The 18,574-nt window shown below is 40.7% G+C and carries 20 protein-coding genes and 1 pseudogene; 11 read left to right on the forward strand and 10 right to left on the reverse strand.

The window, feature by feature from the left end; all coding sequences use genetic code 11:
* Positions 1–201 precede the first annotated feature (201 nt).
* On the forward strand, positions 202–1,104 hold the full coding sequence (locus NHN17_RS02320) for a L,D-transpeptidase family protein (RefSeq protein WP_255040506.1): 903 nt from the start codon (positions 202–204) through the stop codon (positions 1,102–1,104).
* Positions 1,105–1,205: 101 nt separating this feature from the next.
* Here the strand turns inward: NHN17_RS02320 and NHN17_RS02325 are convergent, their stop codons facing one another.
* Positions 1,206–1,889, reverse strand: a complete 684-nt coding sequence (locus NHN17_RS02325; RefSeq protein ID WP_255040507.1) for a hypothetical protein — start codon at positions 1,887–1,889, stop codon at positions 1,206–1,208.
* Positions 1,890–2,162: 273 nt separating this feature from the next.
* Here NHN17_RS02325 and NHN17_RS02330 point away from each other — a divergent pair, with 273 nt between their 5' ends.
* Entirely contained in the window at positions 2,163–3,272 is a 1,110-nt protein-coding gene (locus tag NHN17_RS02330) for a 1-acyl-sn-glycerol-3-phosphate acyltransferase (protein ID WP_255040508.1), read from the forward strand.
* 48 nt (positions 3,273–3,320) lie between these two features.
* Here the strand turns inward: NHN17_RS02330 and NHN17_RS02335 are convergent, their stop codons facing one another.
* Together NHN17_RS02335 and NHN17_RS02340 are read right to left on the reverse strand one after the other, a co-directional pair.
* On the reverse strand, positions 3,321–3,881 hold the full coding sequence (locus NHN17_RS02335; protein WP_255040510.1) for an OmpA family protein: 561 nt from the start codon (positions 3,879–3,881) through the stop codon (positions 3,321–3,323).
* Between the two features lie 89 nt (positions 3,882–3,970).
* On the reverse strand, positions 3,971–4,897 hold the full coding sequence (locus NHN17_RS02340) for a LysR family transcriptional regulator (protein WP_255040511.1): 927 nt from the start codon (positions 4,895–4,897) through the stop codon (positions 3,971–3,973).
* Between the two features lie 347 nt (positions 4,898–5,244).
* On the opposite strand from NHN17_RS02340, the gene chrA reads away from it, so the two are divergent.
* Both chrA and NHN17_RS02350 read left to right on the forward strand, forming a co-directional pair.
* Entirely contained in the window at positions 5,245–6,396 is a 1,152-nt protein-coding gene (gene chrA / locus NHN17_RS02345; RefSeq protein ID WP_255040512.1) for a chromate efflux transporter, read from the forward strand.
* 198 nt (positions 6,397–6,594) lie between these two features.
* Positions 6,595–6,885 (forward strand): hypothetical protein, encoded by a 291-nt coding sequence (locus tag NHN17_RS02350; protein WP_255040513.1) that lies wholly within the window; start codon positions 6,595–6,597, stop codon positions 6,883–6,885.
* 68 nt (positions 6,886–6,953) lie between these two features.
* On the opposite strand, the gene NHN17_RS02355 is transcribed toward NHN17_RS02350, so the two are convergent.
* Complete coding sequence (locus NHN17_RS02355; RefSeq protein WP_255040514.1) at positions 6,954–7,490, reverse strand: YceB family lipoprotein; 537 nt, start codon at positions 7,488–7,490, stop codon at positions 6,954–6,956.
* A gap of 501 nt (positions 7,491–7,991) precedes the next feature.
* A complete protein-coding gene (gene rpoS, locus NHN17_RS02360; RefSeq protein WP_255040515.1) occupies positions 7,992–8,867 on the reverse strand; it encodes an RNA polymerase sigma factor RpoS in 876 nt (291 codons plus the stop codon).
* Between the two features lie 350 nt (positions 8,868–9,217).
* Here rpoS and NHN17_RS02365 point away from each other — a divergent pair, with 350 nt between their 5' ends.
* Positions 9,218–9,676 (forward strand): NUDIX hydrolase, encoded by a 459-nt coding sequence (locus NHN17_RS02365; protein WP_255040591.1) that lies wholly within the window; start codon positions 9,218–9,220, stop codon positions 9,674–9,676.
* A 28-nt stretch (positions 9,677–9,704) separates the two neighbouring features.
* Here NHN17_RS02365 and NHN17_RS02370 read toward each other — a convergent pair whose 3' ends face one another.
* Positions 9,705–10,061 (reverse strand): TraR/DksA family transcriptional regulator, encoded by a 357-nt coding sequence (locus tag NHN17_RS02370; protein WP_255040516.1) that lies wholly within the window; start codon positions 10,059–10,061, stop codon positions 9,705–9,707.
* 241 nt (positions 10,062–10,302) lie between these two features.
* Here NHN17_RS02370 and NHN17_RS02375 point away from each other — a divergent pair.
* From NHN17_RS02375 to NHN17_RS02400, 6 genes and pseudogenes are all read left to right on the forward strand, one after another.
* Positions 10,303–10,854: pseudogene (locus tag NHN17_RS02375) on the forward strand (phage/plasmid replication domain-containing protein); the annotation flags it as partial.
* A gap of 12 nt (positions 10,855–10,866) precedes the next feature.
* Positions 10,867–11,148 (forward strand): single-stranded DNA-binding protein, encoded by a 282-nt coding sequence (locus NHN17_RS02380; RefSeq protein ID WP_255040517.1) that lies wholly within the window; start codon positions 10,867–10,869, stop codon positions 11,146–11,148.
* Between the two features lie 27 nt (positions 11,149–11,175).
* Entirely contained in the window at positions 11,176–11,388 is a 213-nt protein-coding gene (locus NHN17_RS02385; RefSeq protein WP_255040518.1) for a hypothetical protein, read from the forward strand.
* A 306-nt stretch (positions 11,389–11,694) separates the two neighbouring features.
* Positions 11,695–11,916, forward strand: a complete 222-nt coding sequence (locus NHN17_RS02390) for a DUF3653 domain-containing protein (RefSeq protein ID WP_255040520.1) — start codon at positions 11,695–11,697, stop codon at positions 11,914–11,916.
* A gap of 273 nt (positions 11,917–12,189) precedes the next feature.
* Positions 12,190–13,020, forward strand: coding sequence for a hypothetical protein (locus NHN17_RS02395; RefSeq protein ID WP_255040521.1), 831 nt, complete (start codon positions 12,190–12,192; stop codon positions 13,018–13,020).
* Entirely contained in the window at positions 13,013–13,477 is a 465-nt protein-coding gene (locus tag NHN17_RS02400) for a hypothetical protein (RefSeq protein ID WP_255040522.1), read from the forward strand. The genes NHN17_RS02395 and NHN17_RS02400 overlap by 8 nt, the downstream gene beginning before the upstream one ends.
* Before the next feature lie 228 nt (positions 13,478–13,705).
* Here NHN17_RS02400 and NHN17_RS02405 read toward each other — a convergent pair whose 3' ends face one another.
* From NHN17_RS02405 to NHN17_RS02420, 4 genes are all read right to left on the reverse strand, one after another.
* The gene (locus NHN17_RS02405; protein ID WP_255040523.1) at positions 13,706–14,461 is read right to left on the reverse strand and encodes a toll/interleukin-1 receptor domain-containing protein; all 756 of its coding nucleotides are present in this window, start codon (positions 14,459–14,461) and stop codon (positions 13,706–13,708) included.
* A gap of 706 nt (positions 14,462–15,167) precedes the next feature.
* The gene (locus NHN17_RS02410) at positions 15,168–16,301 is read right to left on the reverse strand and encodes a zonular occludens toxin domain-containing protein (RefSeq protein WP_255040524.1); all 1,134 of its coding nucleotides are present in this window, start codon (positions 16,299–16,301) and stop codon (positions 15,168–15,170) included.
* Position 16,302: 1 nt separating this feature from the next.
* Positions 16,303–16,620: a DUF2523 family protein gene (locus NHN17_RS02415; RefSeq protein ID WP_255040525.1), complete on the reverse strand. Its 318-nt coding sequence runs from the start codon at positions 16,618–16,620 to the stop codon at positions 16,303–16,305.
* Position 16,621: 1 nt separating this feature from the next.
* Entirely contained in the window at positions 16,622–18,547 is a 1,926-nt protein-coding gene (locus NHN17_RS02420) for a hypothetical protein (RefSeq protein ID WP_255040526.1), read from the reverse strand.
* Positions 18,548–18,574 lie beyond the last annotated feature (27 nt).

Raw genomic sequence — 18,574 nt, forward strand, 5'->3', positions numbered from 1 at the left:
GGAGTTTCCCCGCCTTTTTTGACTTAATAAGTGGTCACAAGTTAAGCTTTTGGTAAATCATTGACTTTTTGTTGACGTAAGAAGACATGGTCACCAGTAAAATCGTCGAATGTTGTCTCATTTTTGCAAACGCTGTTATTCGTAATATCGCGCTGAATGAGATTTGCCATAATTAGGGGATGTAGAGATGGAGGTACTGGTGTGAGACGCTTGTTAATAATGCTACTCGCTGGTGTAATGTCGTGCTCTGTTCAAGCGGTTGAATATCAAAAGCCTGATGCCGATAGTAAATTAGTAGGCGTCATGGAGTACTACCAGGTCGTTAAGGGAGATAGTCTGCTTGATATTGCCAACAGGTACAATATTGGTCTTTTGCAGCTGATGGCAGCAAATCCCGGAGCTGATCCTTTCTTGCCTACACCAGGCTCGTTACTGACCGTACCAATGCAACTGGTCTTACCCAATGCAAAACGACAGGGGATAGTCATCAACCTTGCCGAGCTACGGTTGTATTATTTCCCTAAAAACAGTGAAAAAATGTATGTATTCCCAATCGGAATAGGTCGTGTAGGGCGTGAGACACCTAAAATGACGACCAGCATAAGCCAAATGACTGAAGGTCCTACTTGGACCCCCACTGCGAATATTCGTAAAGAATACCGTGAAAAGTACAACATTGAGTTACCTGGAGTGGTGCCTGCGGGTCCTGAAAATCCACTTGGTGAATATGCAATGAGGTTGTCATACGGCAGCGGGCAGTATTTGATCCATGGAACTAATAAAGATTTTGGGATCGGTATGCGAGTTAGCTCCGGTTGTATACGAATGAATCCATGGGACGTTGAGTGGTTGTTTCACCAAGTGTCGCGTGGTACTCGGGTTCAGATCATCAATCAGCCTTTGAAGCACACCGTGGAGCCTGATGGTAGCGTATATGTAGAAGTTCACGAACCGTTGTCCAGAAGTGAGAAACAAATGGGCGAATTCAAGACGGTGAAGGCACCTGACAGCCTATTGGCCGAGGTGGCTGGAAGCGATGAAGGATATCAAAACCTTGACGTTGCTTTGCTAAAACAGTCTGGGGTACCTCAAAGGCTGAATTAATATTTTTTACCTAATATTCTCAAGCTGGCAGATATGTCTGCATGATTGAAATTCCAAGGTAAAGCTATAGAACAAAAAAAGCCACCAGTCGGTGGCTTTTTTTATAGCGGTTTGCCCAACACGGGAAGGGCCAACGAAGAAATGATTTCTGGGGAGGTATTCAATGCCTCGGCAATTTGCGAGATTTTGCGACCTGAGCGAGACAGTTTCAGCACCTCACGCATGAGCACACAAGATTCAATTTCTTTCGCAGAGAAGCCTGTGTAGGTGGAAATTTCCTTTAGCGCCTTACTGTCTGTTACCTTGTCACCTTTAAGTAGCGACGTTAAGGATAGTTGCTGATGACCACTTAACCCCGGGCTAGTTGACTTACTATTGACCTTCAGCTTAGCGACCTGATCAGCCAATACTCTGAGTAAGTTACCACTTTCGCCTTCCAAAGTGATCTCATTGCCCATGTTTAGCCATTTATTTAGCTCTTTGGAAAGCGCATTGATGAGAGGTGTCATCCGAACGAACCCTGCTTCACGACAAATGGCCATTGTTAGGCGAGGGGAAAACTCGACCTTACTACACGTTGACCCAGGCATCATAGTGACAGCATGGAGGCAATCGAATGGGATGAAAAAGCCATTTCCGGCAGTCACTGTATATTCAGCTTTGCCTAAACGGATAAATGCACATCCTGATGTCATGATAAGCATATAGGCAGTATGACTTTTTTTTCTAGAACCGACGTCAAGAAAAGTATGTTGATGCAGTGAATATTCAATAGCTTGTTTCATAGTTAATCTCTAGCAATTTCGCTGACACATGTTGTTCGCTTTTGTTGCATGCGTCAACTGGTCGGGGAATTTTAACAGATAAATGGTGTTTTTTTGGCTAGAAATGTTAGCGGTTAGGCAGACATTACAGCATCAAGGGGGTAAAGTGATTGAAATTAATCCGATTTTACCTGGTAAGACCTCCAACCATTACGTTGTTAGGAGGATGTCATTGGGTAAATCAAATAAACATGCGTAAAATGTCGCAGTTTGTTCAACTTATGAAGCATTACAGTGCAGTCTAATAACGATATCTACAAAGAAATTCGCCCATACAATGACGATGAAGTCAGTGGGGCTATTACGCGTTTGGTTAACGATAACGAATTTATTAACGCCATTCTCAATTACCGTTTTCCACAGCTATCAGGTGTATTTGGTTGGCTGCTTACACCGCTGATTAAACGCTTTCTGATTAACAAGTGGTCAAACATCAAGACAGTCGATGATGTTCAGCGTCAAATTGCAAAATACATGCATGCAACAATTGACCACTCTTGTGACGGTGTCACATTTACTGGGCTTGATAAGCTTGACCCGAAGCAGTCTTACCTCTTTGTGTCTAACCACAGGGATATTGCGATGGATCCGGCGATGGTGAATTGGTGCCTGTTTAATAACAATTTCAATACGGTTCGTATTGCCATTGGCGACAACTTGCTCAAGAAACCTTGTGTGACAGAGCTAATGCGCCTTAACAAAAGTTTCATTGTTAAACGCTCTGCGAAAGGCCCGCGTGAAATGATGAAAACGCTGGGTTTGCTTTCTAACTATATTTCCCACTCTTTAGAGACGGGCAACTCCATCTGGATCGCTCAAAAAGAAGGGCGCGCTAAAGATGGGAATGACAAGACAGATCCAGCCATCCTTAAAATGTTTTACATGGATGGCCGTAAGCAGAAAATCGAATTTTCTAACTACATGGCTCAGTTAAACATTGTACCTGTTGCCATTTCTTATGAAAACGATCCGTGTGATGTAGCAAAGGCAAAAGAGCTTTATCAGAAGCAAACTGAAGGTAGTTATGAAAAAGGTGAGCTTGAAGATATAGATAGCATCATCCAAGGTATCGTAGGGCAAAAACGGCGTATTCACGTCAGCTTTGGCGATGCGATTGGTGCTGACTTTGACACGCCTGAACAATTAGCTGAGGAGATTGATCGTCAGATCACCGCTAACTACCACTTGTTCCCTGCTAACTATATCGCAGCTGATATGGCCGATAGCTCAGTTAATGACGCCGAAGTCGCTCGGTTCAACGAGAAGTTTGCGGGCTTACCCGATGGTGTCATTACTATTCTCAAGCAGATGTACGCGATACCTGCACAGAAGAAACATCAATAATAAGGAAGCAGCCTTGTGGCTGCTTTTTTAAACGTTGAATGTAACGATTTAAAATTTTGCATCGTTGGCAGGACTTAAGGTGCGTACTATCGACTTAGGTGAAACGACCTCAACACGTCTGTTTCGTTGTTTATCTACCTCTCGGCTTCCTGAACTCAAGGGCTCTGTACTGCCTGCTGAGACTATTTGAATACGCTCTTCTTCGACACCAAAAACCGAAGATATATAAATGGCTATGGTAAAAGCGCGTTCATAAGAAAGCCCAACGTTATCATCTTCATTCGAAAAGTCATCGCTGTGGCCAACAACGATGACATAGCTATCTGGATGTTGACGTAATCGGACTGCAATAGGGTCTAAAAGCAGCTGCCCGTCAGATGTTAAGTCATAGCTCTTGCTATCGAAATAAACAGTGGTACGTAGTTCAGGCAGTTCGGCCAACAATATCTGCGCATCTGGGACCACATTTTCATTACTACCAGATGATGGTGCAGTAGTTGTGTGCGTGACGTTGTCACTTCCATTACCACAGCCTAAAGCCAACACAACAAACGCAACGAGCATGATGCGTGAAAGAGTTGAAGCGATAATGGGGGCTAGATTTTTCAAACCAACTAAACCTAATTATTAAGTCATATATGTTAGGTTTAGCTGATCTGTAATGAATCACAACTGCGAAATTAAGATATTTAGGTAGATCAACGCGCTGCAGGATTAGGCGTTCGATATGGTGGAACAGACATACGTTCTGCCATGAAATCTATAAACGAACGCACTTTCGGTGCGAGGTATTTACGACGTGGATAGACGGCATAAATAGGTAACTCAACGTCAGCTTTCCATTCAGGTAATAGCTGTATCAGTTTACCTGTCTCAATTTCGTCGGTAATAAGGTATGTCGCTAGGTAAGCTATGCCCAACCCGGATAGAGCAGCATCGAGAACTGCAGGGGCATTATCTATACGATAATTACCACGCGCTCGAATGGCTTGCCTTACACCGTCTTTGGTGAATTCCCAGTTTGTATATTTTCTTTCTCGGCTTTGGTAAGTAATGCAGTTGTGTTGACGTAAATCTCCTGGAACCTTGGGCACTCCATTTTCTTTAATGTAGTCAGGTGAAGCAACAACGGCAAAATGACAATCTGCAAGTCGACGTGCAACCATGCCTTCCGGTGGGTGTTCATGTATTGCTACCCAGCAATCAAATCCTTCTTCAAGCAGGTTAGGGCGGTGGTCAAATAGACTGACCTCTAATTCCAATCCAGGGTGTTCTTTTTGAAATTCAGTTAGTGCAGAAGTGATATGGGGGTTACCGAAAGACTGCGCAATACCAATGCGTAACACCCCCTTAATTTCATTGCGGTAACCTGCAACAAGCGCTTCGGCTTCGTTTACTGTATCGAGAAGTTGCTGGCCATATTCTGCATATTGAAGGCCAATCTCTGTCAAAGCGACAGTACGGGTACTTCGCTGTACGAGCTGACAACCAAGGCGTTCTTCCAAAAAACGAACTTGTTTACTGACTTGAGATTTAGAGATCCCAAGACGCTCTGCTGCCCTTGTGAAATTTTGTTCATGACCGACAGTCGCAAGGATCACCATTTGTTGCAGATTTTCTAGCATAGGTAAGACCAACTTCATGTTAACCAAGAAATTATATCACTGAACAGAATGAGGGAAAATGTTTGTTAATCGACATCCCAGGCATAAACCCATAAAAATATGCTGTAATCAGTAAAAAGATACAAAAAATAAACCCTTTAAAAACATAAGCTAACAGTTATTGTTTACATGTAGGGATAATGGTAGCGGTGGGTAAACGTTCTTTGAGTTTAATCATTAGCGATTAAATCTTGCTATCATTTGCATATATAACAGGCGAATTAACTAAATCGATGCTTTGGATTAAGTATAACGATTTCATTAATTGTTTTTCTGGCGATATTATCTGAGCCTCATTAGGAGGTTTTATGTTCAAAGTAATGTGGCAGTTTTTTCTGCTAGGTCTTTATAGTTTCGGTGGTCCTGCTGCTCATATAGGTTACTTCCAGCGAGAGTTCGTCCAGAACAAGAAGTGGCTTACAGTTCAAGACTTCACTCATGCGGTAGCCTTATGTCAGTTTCTTCCTGGTCCCGCGAGTAGCCAACTTGGTATGTATATCGGTTTTAAAAAAGCAGGGTACTTAGGGGCTGTTGCGGCATTTGTCGGTTTTACTTTCCCGTCTTTTTTGTTGCTGACTTTTTTGGCGATCGGTAACCAGCATTACAATGATATGCCTTTCATCGGCACGATCATTCAGGCGGCAAAATTGCTGGCTGTTGTAGTTGTTGCTGATGCGATGTGGGGAATGTATAAAAAAAATATCACCAGTAAACTGACAGCTCTCATCGCTGTTGCGACAGCAGTGAGTGTGTTTGTCACTTCTGGTCTATTGGGCCAAATTGCCCCAATCTTACTGGCTGCTTGTCTAGGTTTCATTCTTTCGTCGCAAAAGCACCGTAATCTAGATGTTGCTAGTCAACTCGTGATTAAACCTAACCTTGGTATTCTCTTGTTCTTCGCCATTTTGCTTGTTGGTTTACCTTTGGTTGCGACTCAGTCTGAAGTGTTAAACATTTTGAATGTGTTCTATCAAGCCGGTAGCTTTGTATTCGGTGGTGGTCATGTTGTTCTTCCTCTACTTGAACCTATGATGGAAGGGATGGTAGAACCAGATACATTCTTGAGTGCTTATGCATCTGCACAATTAGTACCTGGTCCAATGTTCACAATGGCAAGTTATTTAGGTGCTTTCATCATTGTTGACAGTCCTGTACTGGGTAGTCTACTTGCCACGATTGCTATTTTCCTCCCTGGGAGCTTATTATTGTTTGCTTTCCTGCCGGCATGGGGGGCATTGTTTAAGCATCAGCGTCTGCAGGTGTCGATTTTACTGGTCAATGCATGTGTGGTTGGTCTGCTTGGCAGCGCATTTATTAATCCTGTCATTTCAACGTCGATTAGTTCGGTTTTCGATGTTGTTGCTGTACTCATTGGTTTCTACTTACTGAAATACAGAAATATACCTGTCTGGGTTTTGATTCTTTTATTTGTCGGATACCAGTTGATAATTTATTCATGAAACTTATAGATAGCAGCCTTCGGGCTGTTTTTCTGTAACTCTTAATGCACTATAACTTTATATTAGACTAGTAATTAAATATTACTCTTAATAAAAACAATGTGCTATAGCAATGTTTAATGCCTATTAAGGTAAAGTTAAGAATCAATTGCTAAAGTAGCCTCAAATAATCTGCATTTATTGGTCATAAATAAATATATGAAAAATCAAAGAAAAATAAGACCAAATCTCACTAATCATGATGTTATTGAGATACTTGAGAGGCAATTGAAAGAAGCTGAAAAGCGTATAGTACAAAGAACCATCATGGCAATGTTGGCCGCTTTATTTGCACTTGGCTTATTTATCTTTGTTTTTGTTAGTTCACATGAATCTACCATTAAAAATTATGCTGCGGAAGCAATGCGAAAAGCATTTGAAACAGAAAGGGCGATTCACATCATTGATGAGGCGGCTGGCACAAACTTTCTAGAGCGCTCAAAACAATAACAATTGAAAGTTGGCTAATAGCCATATGTAATGAGAGCATCATCTTATATTGATGCTCTCATTATTTGTTAGATTTGAATCACTAGCTCATGATTTTTGATTAAAAGCTCAGGTCTTGCTGTTTTCAGCATCGATTGTTTAAAGTCTTCATCGCTTAAGCGATACACTGGCCTTGTCAATAAATACTGTCCAACCATTTCAACAATAGGTGACAACAGCTGTTTGCTTGGAAGGTTCAGTTCATTTGGCTGTATGTCGATGTCCTCAACTTTTAAGTCATTTAGAAAGATAGCACCTTCATCCTTGTCGTAGTAGGGTACGGCACTGAAGTTCACTTTTATTTGTAGTTGCTGTGGGCTTTTCCCTTGGATGGATATCTGGGCTTTTGAATCTGCATCAAGGTTTACTCGGTCATTGGCAACCCTTCCAATACCTACTTTTACATTTTCAAACTTTATATTTGCGTGTGCTAAGCCTTTGACTCCCACTGTTCTTTCAAAGCCGCTTCTATCATCAAGGTAGTCTTGTATCTCCTGCTCGGTGACGCTGTAACTAGCGCATGAAGATAAAATAAATGATATGCATAGGGCATAGAAAATTTTCAAAATGAGCGCCTCTGGCAATAATAATTATCTTTAAAGATTATCAGAGCTAGAGCGTATTAACGGCTCAGATACGAGATCGCTCGTTATAAAAGTGTTTATTCATATACAATATTCAAATTGTTGTTTATATAGTTTATTCAATTGTTTGTGATACTTGACACCTTGTTTTGTTGTATATCCATTGCGCATTTTATTTTGTACTTTAGTGATCTTGTCATTAACTTTTTCACATTTCTCTTTCTTTTTACTGGATGAGGCATATGCCATTTCGATGCCAAAAAACATGAGAACACTAAGAAAGGATATAAGTATGGTGTGATTTTGCATGTTCAAACTCCTGATAAGACACAGAAGTTACTGTAGTTACAATAAGATGCGGTTTGTACGCCTGGTTGGTATTATTTGAATGCCCATCAAAGAAAAATGAAATGATGGGTATAAAGGTTACATAAAACAAAAAGCCTTCCCAAAGGAAGGCTTAGCGATTTATTTATAATCATGTTATGCAGTTTCAGCAAAAAGTAGCTCAAGATCGTAATTTTCACGGCTCAGTGTATTTTTGAGCTTTTTCAATGAGCTCACTTGTAATTGACGAATACGCTCACGGGTTAGACCAACTTCATCAGCAACTTGCTGTAGAGTCTGAGCTTCATAACCTAAAAGACCAAAGCGGCGGCACAGGATTTCTCTGTCTCGCTTATTCAAGCTCTCAAGCATGGTAATAGCAAGGTTACTGATATCTTGGCGGTCAAGTTCGCTTTCTGGCTTTTCACCCTCATTGTCGGCAATAAAAGCTGAAATAGTTTGCGAGCCTGAATCATCGGTGATCTGTTGATCAATGGAAACAACAGGTGCATCGTAAGCAAGTACGCTCGAGATATCTTCAACTGAGCGCTCGAGTTTAGCAGCAATGTCTTCCTGGCTTGGTTCTTGGTTAGTACTTTTCATTAGCTGCTTATGCGTTCGCAGGATAGTATTGATCTCTTTTGACACATGAACAGGCAATCTTATCGTACGCGCTTGATTGTGGATCGAACGTTCAATGGTTTGTTTAATCCACCATGTCGCATAGGTTGAGAACCTAAACCCTCGCTCAGGATCAAATTTTTCAACAGCAGTGATTAAACCGATATTTCCTTCATCGATTAAGTCACTGAGGGACATGCCACTGTTGCGGTATTTCTTGGCAATACTCACGACTAAACGCAGGTTGCTTTCAATCATTGTGGCCTTGGCAAATTTGTCTCCACGTAAACACTTTCTGCTATGGAGAACTTCTTCCTCTTTAGACAACAATGGTTTGTGCGCGATTTCTTGCAGATACAGATGAATAACATCAGCATCAAAGCTATTTGAATCTTGTGTTTTGATATCCATATCTTACCCCTAACAATGACAACTCAATAAATATGTTATGTGTTTGTTTTATTTTTTAACATTTCCACATTACCATGAACTTTATGCATATGCTATTGAGGCATGGTGACTTTTCGAATAAAAGCAAGAATATGCTGTAAAGTAATTGCGATAAAGTTCTTTGAAATGAAAAATGCATTACAAGTAGATGAAAGTGTTAATTAAGCGTTTTGGCTCAGAGTATGTGCTCGTTAATGTCTATTTAATCAGTATGTTGTGCACATATAGTCTTCCCTTAGAGCCCTTGCATTCATAAGGGATATCGTAAATAGATGTAATATTAGTGTATCCAATGGTTAACAGAGGTTCGTATTATGCAGCTCAAACCCAACTTTGTATCTGGTGTTGTTTTAACAAAGGTAGAACATCAGTTTAAAATGTTACTGTTAAAAAGAGCTGATGAAGGGTACTGGTGTCATGTCGCTGGTAAAATTGAGAAAAGTGAGACCGCATGGCAAGCTTTCCTTCGTGAACTAAAGGAAGAAACACAACTGTGTGCAACACGATTATACAATGCAGATTATTTACAACAGTTTTATTATCCACGAACTGATCAAATCTTCATTGCTATTGGCTTTGTTGTCTATTGTGATCCAGAGATAAAAGTGACGTTGAACAACGAACACACTGATTACCGTTGGTGTTCATTAGAAGAAGCTTTGCAGCTAGCTCCACATCCTAATCAGCGAAAATTTTACCAGCACGTATGGCAGTATTTCGTTACTCAATCGTCAACGTCACAGTTATGCATTAAGACAAATAATGTGTAGAGCTAAGGAAAAGTGTAAAGGTGACTTATCAGTCATCGGCGCAACTCGAAGTCCAGGGAATAATTTTCAAGCGCTCGAAAGGTATAGGATTGCCGGATTTATCACTTACGCCATAAGTACCATGTTCCATATGGGATAAGGCCTTCTCAATTTGTGCCAGTGTTTCAGTATATTGATCGACAAGGCCCATTGCTCTGTCGGCTTCTTCGCGTATGTTAGCCGCTTCAGCAACATCGGTGACTGAGCAGTCTTCTTTTTTTGCAATGAGATTACTTAGCTTGGTGATTTCATCTCGGAAGTGCTCTTGCTTAAGTAGCAGTTCACCGTGCAGCTGTTTGATCTTTGCGTCGTCCAGATCGGAGTCTGGATGATAGGTAATGGCCATAAGCTTCTCCAAGTGAAAGGCACAATGCATAAGTATAGAGTGCTTCTCGATGGCGCAGAGTATAGCTACATAGTTTTTTAAAACCTGAAACGAAAAAAGGTAACCGTGGTTACCTTTATCAAGTTACCGACTAGTAGCAATTATGCTTTCTTTAAATCACGAGCAGGGTAAGTCAGTGCGATACCATCAACTTTTACGTGTACCCAAAAGCCGCCACTGCTTAGGCCAGCAACACTTATCAAAAGCACAACGAAAGAAATGTGGTATAGAAGCCGAACGACTTGATTATATAAAGCACTTAATTGATTACTGCCAAGCAGCTGGCGTAGTTCGAGAAGAACACAGCCTACGACAAGCATTATTAAAACGACACAATTTGCAATTCTACGGCATTGTCACCGAGCAGGATTTTTACCAGCACCTACAAGACATTGAGAACGCCATGAAAACCATACAAGTAAGTCACGACGAACATCAATCTATAGCACACCAATTAATAGCTTCAGGTGTTGTGGACACTATGAGAAAAGCCAATACCACGATGAGCTATTTTACGATGTGGCAGCATGGAGCTGATTTAAGACAGGTATTAAGCAGGGCTCAATTCTATGAACATAAAGCCCGCCTAAAAGCGATTGGTATCGATATCGGCCAACAATTTGATGTCAGTCGTATGTGTCCAACACTAAAACGATCAGAAGAAATTGAAGTGAAACCGCTTCGTGTTCCGCATTGGTACAAGATGCCAGTAGTAGCAGAGTCCAATGTTTTACCATTTAGAGCATACGCATAAAGGAAAGCCATCATGTTAGTAATCGAAATATTTGAAGACGATGTAAAAGTAAAATCTCGAACAATGCCTGGCAAAGATGGAAAGCCTCCAAGAACAATCTATGAGCAGGATGCTTATGCTCATTTGGGCGGACGTTTCCCGACATTGATGAAAGTACAATTACAAGAAAGCCAACCAGCGTATCCGGCAGGTAATTATACCGTTCATAGCTCTAGTTTTATCGTGAACAACTTTGGTAGCCTTGAACTTAAACGGTTTGGCATGATGATCCAACCATTGGAGCCGGCATTATAATTAGCCGCAAACAAGAGTGCCGTGGGTATGACTGAAACTAAAGTTTACTTTGATGAAGTAACTCCAGAAATGATTTCTACATTTACTGAGCAAGATGGTTTTTACACATTCAAATCTTGGGAGGCACTTAAAGTCAGCTGTGCAACTGATTACGGTGATTATGATTTGGTAGAGTTAACGCCTGAGCTTTACAACGAAATGCTTGATTCAGGCATGTTTGAAGGCCATGAACCAGATTAGACCCAGCTATAAAACTCAAACCCTTCAGTGCGCATTATGGGTGCGTTATGTTAAATATGGTCGTTGGCAAAGTTGTTAAATAACTCGAAACATCAACAGTTTAGGGGATTTATTATTCAATCAGTTGATTAATGATAGATTGAATAAATAAGCACTATGACTAGTAAGTTGACCGAAAACTACATTTTTAGAAAATTTGTCTGTGGACTGAGTAAAAAAAGGGTAGCTGAGCTATGTTTCAAATCTGTGAGAACCATCACACGTTGGGACTCGGGTCAGAAGATACCACCGGAGTGCAGACGACTAATGAAGCTCTATTCATGTAGAGATCTTGCAGCTATTAATGACGACTGGAGAGGGTGGCAAATCAAACAAGGGGAGTTAGTGACGCCGAACGGATGGACTTTAACCCCAGACAGGATCGTAACGGGGAATGCGCTTTTACAAATCAGTGCCGAGAACGATAGGGAGATGAAGGCCGCCATCATCAGAACAGCTAGGATGTTGAAAAAACTACCTTTAAGGTAAATTTGTCCTCAATTAGTCACAACAACTAAGACTATTACTACCGTTGAACGTGATATGTTGAATTATTCAACATATCACGAATACATAACAAAACTTATTAATTTTAAGCATCTTGTGTATCGCAAGTGTTGATAAATTAGCAGTAATATGTTGAAAATTGCAATGTATGAAGCTGTTAAGTGCTGTCGCACTCACAATATCTTTCTTATAGGTGACTTATTTATAGAAAATCGATTACAATTCTAACCATTTGAAACTTAATGAGAAGAACAAATGGCAGATTGGACAGACTTACTACCTACAGCACTACGTGCTCCTGTTATGGCTTACCAGAACAAGAGTCAGCTTCATGAGTGGTGGAAGAGGCTTTTGGTATATGCTGGTAGAGGTGATACGAACGTAGTTGTTACTGGTGTTGCTGGAGCTGGAAAATCTGTACTTACACTTTGTCAACATGGCGAAGTTAAAGATCATGAATGGGAAGAACCTGGAACGTCTACTGAAGCAGAAAAGAAAGCGATAACAGTTGGTGAGTGGACTCAGATCTTTACGGTTGTTCCTGGTCAGGAAATCGCAGCAAGAGAAGCTGCATTAGACGAAGCATTTAATAAGCATAAGAATCTAGAAGGAGTAGTCCATGTTGTTGACTGGGGTTTTACTTCTGTTCGTTCTAGCGTAACAGAGCAAAAGTTGCGTGATGCAGGCTATGATACTCTTGAAGCTTTAAGGGATTATAACCTACAGCGTGAACTCGAAGAGTTTAAGAAAGTAGCTAATCTTATAGCAACAGCTTGCGCTACTGGTCGAGGGCCTAAGTGGATTACAATAGCAGTAAGTAAGGCTGATTTGTACTTTGATAAGCTAGATGATGCGAAAATGTACTATTACCCTGAAGGAAGTAGTCCATTTGTTAATGAACTCAATAGCTTAATAAAACGTGTCGGCTCAAACAATATTAAGTGTAGAGTCGTCCCTGTTTGTCCAAAGCCTAAGCCTTATGTATGGGGTGAAACTAAAGTATCTCCTCAGCTAATTACATTTGATGAACCTGCTAACTATATGAAGAACTTTATTAGTATTCTAGCGGAGGTTTCGCATGAGTAGCGAAGCTGAAATGAAATCTGAAGCAACCGTAAATGAACTAGATAAACTAATTTCACTTGCTGAGAATGTATCGGATAAGCTAAAGGAATTGGATGCTGAAGTTACTTCGATTAAACAGCGGCAATACTGGTTGGTTGGGGTTGTATATATAATTATCTGCTTGTCACTTTCATTGTTGCTAGGTATAGATCTTTTGCAGTTAGATCGTGTTTTTCAAGTGGCAACATCTGGATTTCTAATGATTGTTACAATCCCAGTAATGATCATTTATACCACATCGAGAAGGCGTATCCTGAAACTTAGGGAAGATATTGAAGTTGAATCATCTGTACTAAAAGAATTGCTAGATATGATTCATGAGCTAGAAAACTATGGGAGATTTATTGAGTCCATAGATCCTGTAACTATTGCTACATACCGTATGAGGTTAAAACGTTTACGCTTCTCACTAAAATAGTGCAATTAACAAAGCAATCAAGGTGGTGCGTTACACACTTGGCGGTTTTGGTATGAAGTTCGGTGTGCTTTGTTAGTTTAGCGGAACACACCTTATTGCAGGCGTTGACTGAAAATTTTAAGAGCCCCGACTAAGGGGCTTATTCATTTGGAACCGCAATACCGTACCGTGCTGAAGGATATGACGACCCCTTAAACTTTCACCCCGTATTACTAGACGGGGTTATAGTTAAATATTAAGCAAGGATTTCAATACATCAAACTTAACACCTCTGCGCAGGTTCCACACCGAGGCTTGCGCACCTACACGAGTCCCCATAGCCATCCCTGCTTGTTCTACAATCAAAAACTCAGATTGTTCTACATCTTGTTTAAAGTTCAAGAAATCAGCATCTGCTTGAGCGGGAATTAATATCTCAATTACTTCTTTATCATCAAATAAAGAATCAAGGTCGGGATTCCAATTCTTGAGTTGAGTAAACCAACCATGAATCATGCGTTGCACTCTTTGAGTTTCTGTAATTTCCCGGTACTTATTAACCTCTGCAGAAAAATCTATATTAGGTAGTTGGCAATTAATTGCTTCCGTAATTTGTTCATATAGATGCTTCAGGTGTAGTTCGTCAGTAAGGTCTAATGCTTGGAAATGTGATAGGGGGACAGGTAATTGATTTTTTTGCAGGCCGGAGTGACAAAGCGTAATAGTAGGTATATCTCGAATCCAACCAGCGCCAAATTCAGTGTAAATCCAAGGTCGAGTAAGGGCTACTGGAGAATAGAGCCCTATAGAAATGACGGCATTTGACAAGTTTTCTTTAATTCTCTGAATCCATTCAAAACCACCTTGAATACTATCTAAATCGGATGAAACGAATAGAGAACATAACCCTAGAAAATTTTGTTCTACATCACTTTTGAATACGCCAGCAATACCTGAATCAACAGCGGCGTGGCTTACAAAAATGATAGGTTTATTATTTTGCATATATAACCTCTGAAATATTATTTGTACGAATGCGCAATATACTCATTACGTTAAATAGCTGATTTTACGTTAAAAAACAGCGACTTCAGCCACAAAACGCCATAATGCAATCAATTGTACAACTTACAGCATACAAATCCATACCCAAATGACTTGAAAGTTAGCCACATAATCTAGCCGTATTCACTATCCAAAAGAGCACGACTCGTTTAAGCGATGTTTTGCACTGGAATGTCTAAAATACACGATTTATACTAACACTGTGTTTTTATACAGTGTCGGTATCTATGGGTAAGCCAAGGCTATATAGCCACATCCTCAAAGAACAGCATCCAGATTTACTTGAGCTTTGTAATTCCTATTGCGGTAGGGGCTTGATTCGCTATGACGTACGTCGAAGAACATACTGTTGTGTGCGCTGCAAAAAGGCATGGGTTAAGCCGGAACCGTCATTTAATTACTTCAAACTCTGATTTAGCACTTTGTTGATGGTTTTGCTTGGCCTAGCAGGAAGGAGGTTTCGGGCTACCTGTCAATAATGTGGGTAGCTCCGCATGGTGTGTTCAGTTGGCTCGGATTGTTCATTTGCGGTGCTGAATAGCACAAAGGGCAGGGAAGCCATGTCATCGTTTATCATGCGCAAATACCTTGCTTGGATGGTAACATGCCCCTCCCCGCAGGCGGGGACCCCTCCCGTTCCCCCCAATCACATTGGCATGAAACTAGGAATAATATCATCAGGCTGATAATCCTGATTATTTGAACAAACAACAAGAGATTCAAACGATTCATATTGAAGACTATACAAACACTCCCCAAGCCGCCTAAAGGTATACCCCAAACGCCGAAGCTCCGACGAGTTCAATTCAAATTGACGAATGTTTTTCTGGAATGCCACCAAATAAACACGGTCAAACGACAAATCCAAATCAAAATGACGGTCTGACTTCATTGCAATCTGTTTGGCAAACCCAGTGACAAACAATGAATAATCCGCCAAAGGGTGCGTTAAATTAGACTTGGCCTTAGAGGGTGCAGGAGCCACAGGGGGAGGTGTGACGGAATGATTGACAGGTTGTATTACCTCAACATGTTCTAACTCTTCTATTGGGGCCTCATCCACTGACAGCGGATTTTTAATCTTACCCGTTGCCAGCATACCCAAAACAAACAAAAAACAAATACCAGCCCCGATAAAGCTCCAATGTTGCCATAACGGTTTAACATCACTTGCCATTGCCTCTTTGACCGCCGTGTTGGAAGCCGTATGCGACTGATAAAAGGGAAAATAGGATTTCTTGTATTTACGGATGTTGGTATTGACCACCTCACCACGACAGCCGTCTTTGACTTTTTGAGTATACGTTTCATTGCTTCCCAACGCCGTATTCTTGGAGCAGCGATAAACAAGCTGGACCATGTCACGCACATCTTTATGTAATTTACGGTCTGACTGAGTAATCAAAATAACGTCAATACCATAGTGCCGGTGCAAACTCAAAAATTCCAACACCTCAACAGGGGAACGGCCACACGGCAATACCATGTGTGCCTCATCCACCACAACAAGCACACCTTGGCCCTTGTCATTTTTCCATTCATCCTGATAATCATCGGGCCTACTGAAAGAGCGATTGATATTACCAAAATCATCAAGTTGGGTATCTATGATGCGGATTAACGACCGTACATCCTCACCAAACACCTGTACAAAATGGTCAATATTCAAGGGGAGGTTGGTCACTACCTTTCGGCCTGATTGCACCGCTGGAATAATATGAAAAACCACTGCCTCGTAACTTTTACCGCCACCTGGTCTACCGACAATTAAATTAATCATATCAAGACCCCAACCGAACGAACGGAATTAACTGGAGAATCAAACGAATCGTAATCGCCGTGATGATTATCCCTAATGCTTGCGGTAATCCAATTTGCCCCAACACCCAAGACACCGAAGGAGGGAATCCAGTCATATACTCGGATAAATCCACCGGAGCCAACATATCAGATATCAGCGAAATTAACCCCTTACCAACAACCAATAATTGCTCAAGAATGAAATACACAGAATCAATCAGCATATCAACCAGCGATAAAACCAATTTATACAAAAAGTCCAGCAGTATATTAAATAAGTCTACAATCCAATCAAACATATTAACCCCCAAACACTAACGCACGAGATAAAATAGCCGCACCGAACATGATACATAACCGGACAAACAGCCAGATATCAGGACCAATATCAAAACTATGACGCCCGAAGTTGCCCATCTTGCCTAAATCAAATTGCAATTCAAAATCAGGGGATGACGCATTACCCACATCAACATTAAACTGGTCAAGGAACGAAAAATAATCACCAGAACGTAAATCATCGGTGAAATCTTGCATAACGCCAGCTATGCCTTGCGGATATTTCGATGAGTAAAAACCGCGACAAGCATCATCTTGAAAACAAGGAACCGTGCCAGCACCACCAATATCAAGATTTTGCAATGCATATTGACCATCAGCGATACCATCCAAAGTATCACCAATACCAGCCAACTCATCATTAACCATGCCTAGCTGGTCAATCAATTCACCGTCAGAAAAATCAAGATTATTTATCGCCGCTAACAGCTCATCAGATTGCGCATTGCGTTGCTGTTCATTGGCTAATAATGTTTCATTTATATTATCCAGATTATCATTTGATGTAATTTGATTATCACCAAGCCCCTTGGTTAACTCAGCAATATTTTCTAAACCATCCAAAGATTGATTAGCCAGCATTTCACGTTGTTTAAAATCTTCTACCGCCTGATTTACCAGCATCATATTATCTTCATGTATTGATTGTGTCATATCAGTAATAGACGTATCAATATTTGAAAATTGGTTATATTGATGGTCGAAATGGGTAAGATAATCAGATTGCATTTCACGCAATACCGCTAATTCTTGGTCAGTAAAATTAGCCATATGCTCTAAATAACTATTGGATGAATCCGCAGTATCAACATACTTATTATAAAGGGCCAATTGTTCAGAAAGGGTAGCATTTATTTCTGTATCTATATCAAGCAACTTATTAATATCAATACTCAATTTATTGCCTGTTGCCTCATTAGAAGATTGAAGAGAAGATAAACCTTCTCTATTAGACGACGATAAATTACTAATTCTTGTTGCCGTTGATGCTGTATTTCCCTCAATATCCAATAAACTCCCCCCAAGACCACGAGTAGCTGATTCAATATCATCTAAACCAGATGATAAATTATTAATGCTATTAATTGTTTGTGAAGTATTGGTTTCTATATCGCCCAAATAACCCCCAAGCCCGTTAGTTGACTCAAGAATATTAGCAAAAGCATCTTGATTGGTTGTTTTTGCATCCAATATAGCGGCATTAAATTCAGACGAATTTGTATTAATTAACCCTTCCAAGTTAGAAATAGCATTCAATACAGAAGATAAATCACCGGAGTCATCACCGCCATCACCCGTATTACCACCATCACCGCCATCACCCGTATTACCACCATCACCGCCGTCACCCGTGTCACCACCATCACCGCCGTCACCCGTGTCACCACCATCACCGCCGTCACCCGTATCACCACCGTCATCACAATCCTCACCCGTACAATCACAATCAGGGCCAACACAAGGCGGATTTAATGGGGTATAAGTACACATTCCAACAACTGATTTGGCCTCATTAGAACAAGTGTATGTATGCGTTGCCTCATGATCCAAAGGAGTACCGTCAAAACAAGCATTAATGGTGTCACTTAATAAAGTTTTAGCCTCATTTGTTTCGCAATATTCAGGAGTAACGCCATAATGTATAATACCGATATTATTACCACCTCCCGAGCTTAACTTACCATATATCCGACCAACTGACTCACTAACACTCACATATTCATATTGACCATACTTACCATATTTTGTACCTACAACACAGCCAGATACAGAAGCTAATGAATCATAAGTACCCCAGCATTTTGCTTCAACAAGGGCATCGACAACATATGTATCAGCCTGAACATAAAAAGAGGTAAGCAAAAACAAAAATATAAACTTTCGCATAATAACACCAATAAAAAAGGCGACCTA

The organism is Photobacterium pectinilyticum, from assembly GCF_024357955.1.
GTDB classification, from domain to species: Bacteria; Pseudomonadota; Gammaproteobacteria; order Enterobacterales; family Vibrionaceae; genus Photobacterium; species Photobacterium pectinilyticum.

Bases quoted from the DNA above. Each gene is read 5' to 3' on its own strand.
- rpoS (WP_255040515.1), bottom strand. From the start codon at position 8,867: ATGGATATCAAAACACAAGATTCAAATAGCTTTGATGCTGATGTTATT.
- NHN17_RS02325 (WP_255040507.1), bottom strand. From the start codon at position 1,889: ATGAAACAAGCTATTGAATATTCACTGCATCAACATACTTTTCTTGAC.
- NHN17_RS02395 (WP_255040521.1), top strand. From the start codon at position 12,190: ATGGCAGATTGGACAGACTTACTACCTACAGCACTACGTGCTCCTGTT.
- NHN17_RS02380 (WP_255040517.1), top strand. From the start codon at position 10,867: ATGTTAGTAATCGAAATATTTGAAGACGATGTAAAAGTAAAATCTCGA.
- NHN17_RS02420 (WP_255040526.1), bottom strand. From the start codon at position 18,547: ATGCGAAAGTTTATATTTTTGTTTTTGCTTACCTCTTTTTATGTTCAG.
- NHN17_RS02415 (WP_255040525.1), bottom strand. From the start codon at position 16,620: ATGTTTGATTGGATTGTAGACTTATTTAATATACTGCTGGACTTTTTG.
- chrA (WP_255040512.1), top strand. From the start codon at position 5,245: ATGTTCAAAGTAATGTGGCAGTTTTTTCTGCTAGGTCTTTATAGTTTC.
- NHN17_RS02340 (WP_255040511.1), bottom strand. From the start codon at position 4,897: ATGCTAGAAAATCTGCAACAAATGGTGATCCTTGCGACTGTCGGTCAT.
- NHN17_RS02385 (WP_255040518.1), top strand. From the start codon at position 11,176: ATGACTGAAACTAAAGTTTACTTTGATGAAGTAACTCCAGAAATGATT.
- NHN17_RS02350 (WP_255040513.1), top strand. From the start codon at position 6,595: ATGAAAAATCAAAGAAAAATAAGACCAAATCTCACTAATCATGATGTT.
- NHN17_RS02410 (WP_255040524.1), bottom strand. From the start codon at position 16,301: ATGATTAATTTAATTGTCGGTAGACCAGGTGGCGGTAAAAGTTACGAG.
- NHN17_RS02405 (WP_255040523.1), bottom strand. From the start codon at position 14,461: ATGCAAAATAATAAACCTATCATTTTTGTAAGCCACGCCGCTGTTGAT.
- NHN17_RS02370 (WP_255040516.1), bottom strand. From the start codon at position 10,061: ATGGCCATTACCTATCATCCAGACTCCGATCTGGACGACGCAAAGATC.
- NHN17_RS02390 (WP_255040520.1), top strand. From the start codon at position 11,695: ATGAAGCTCTATTCATGTAGAGATCTTGCAGCTATTAATGACGACTGG.
- NHN17_RS02400 (WP_255040522.1), top strand. From the start codon at position 13,013: ATGAGTAGCGAAGCTGAAATGAAATCTGAAGCAACCGTAAATGAACTA.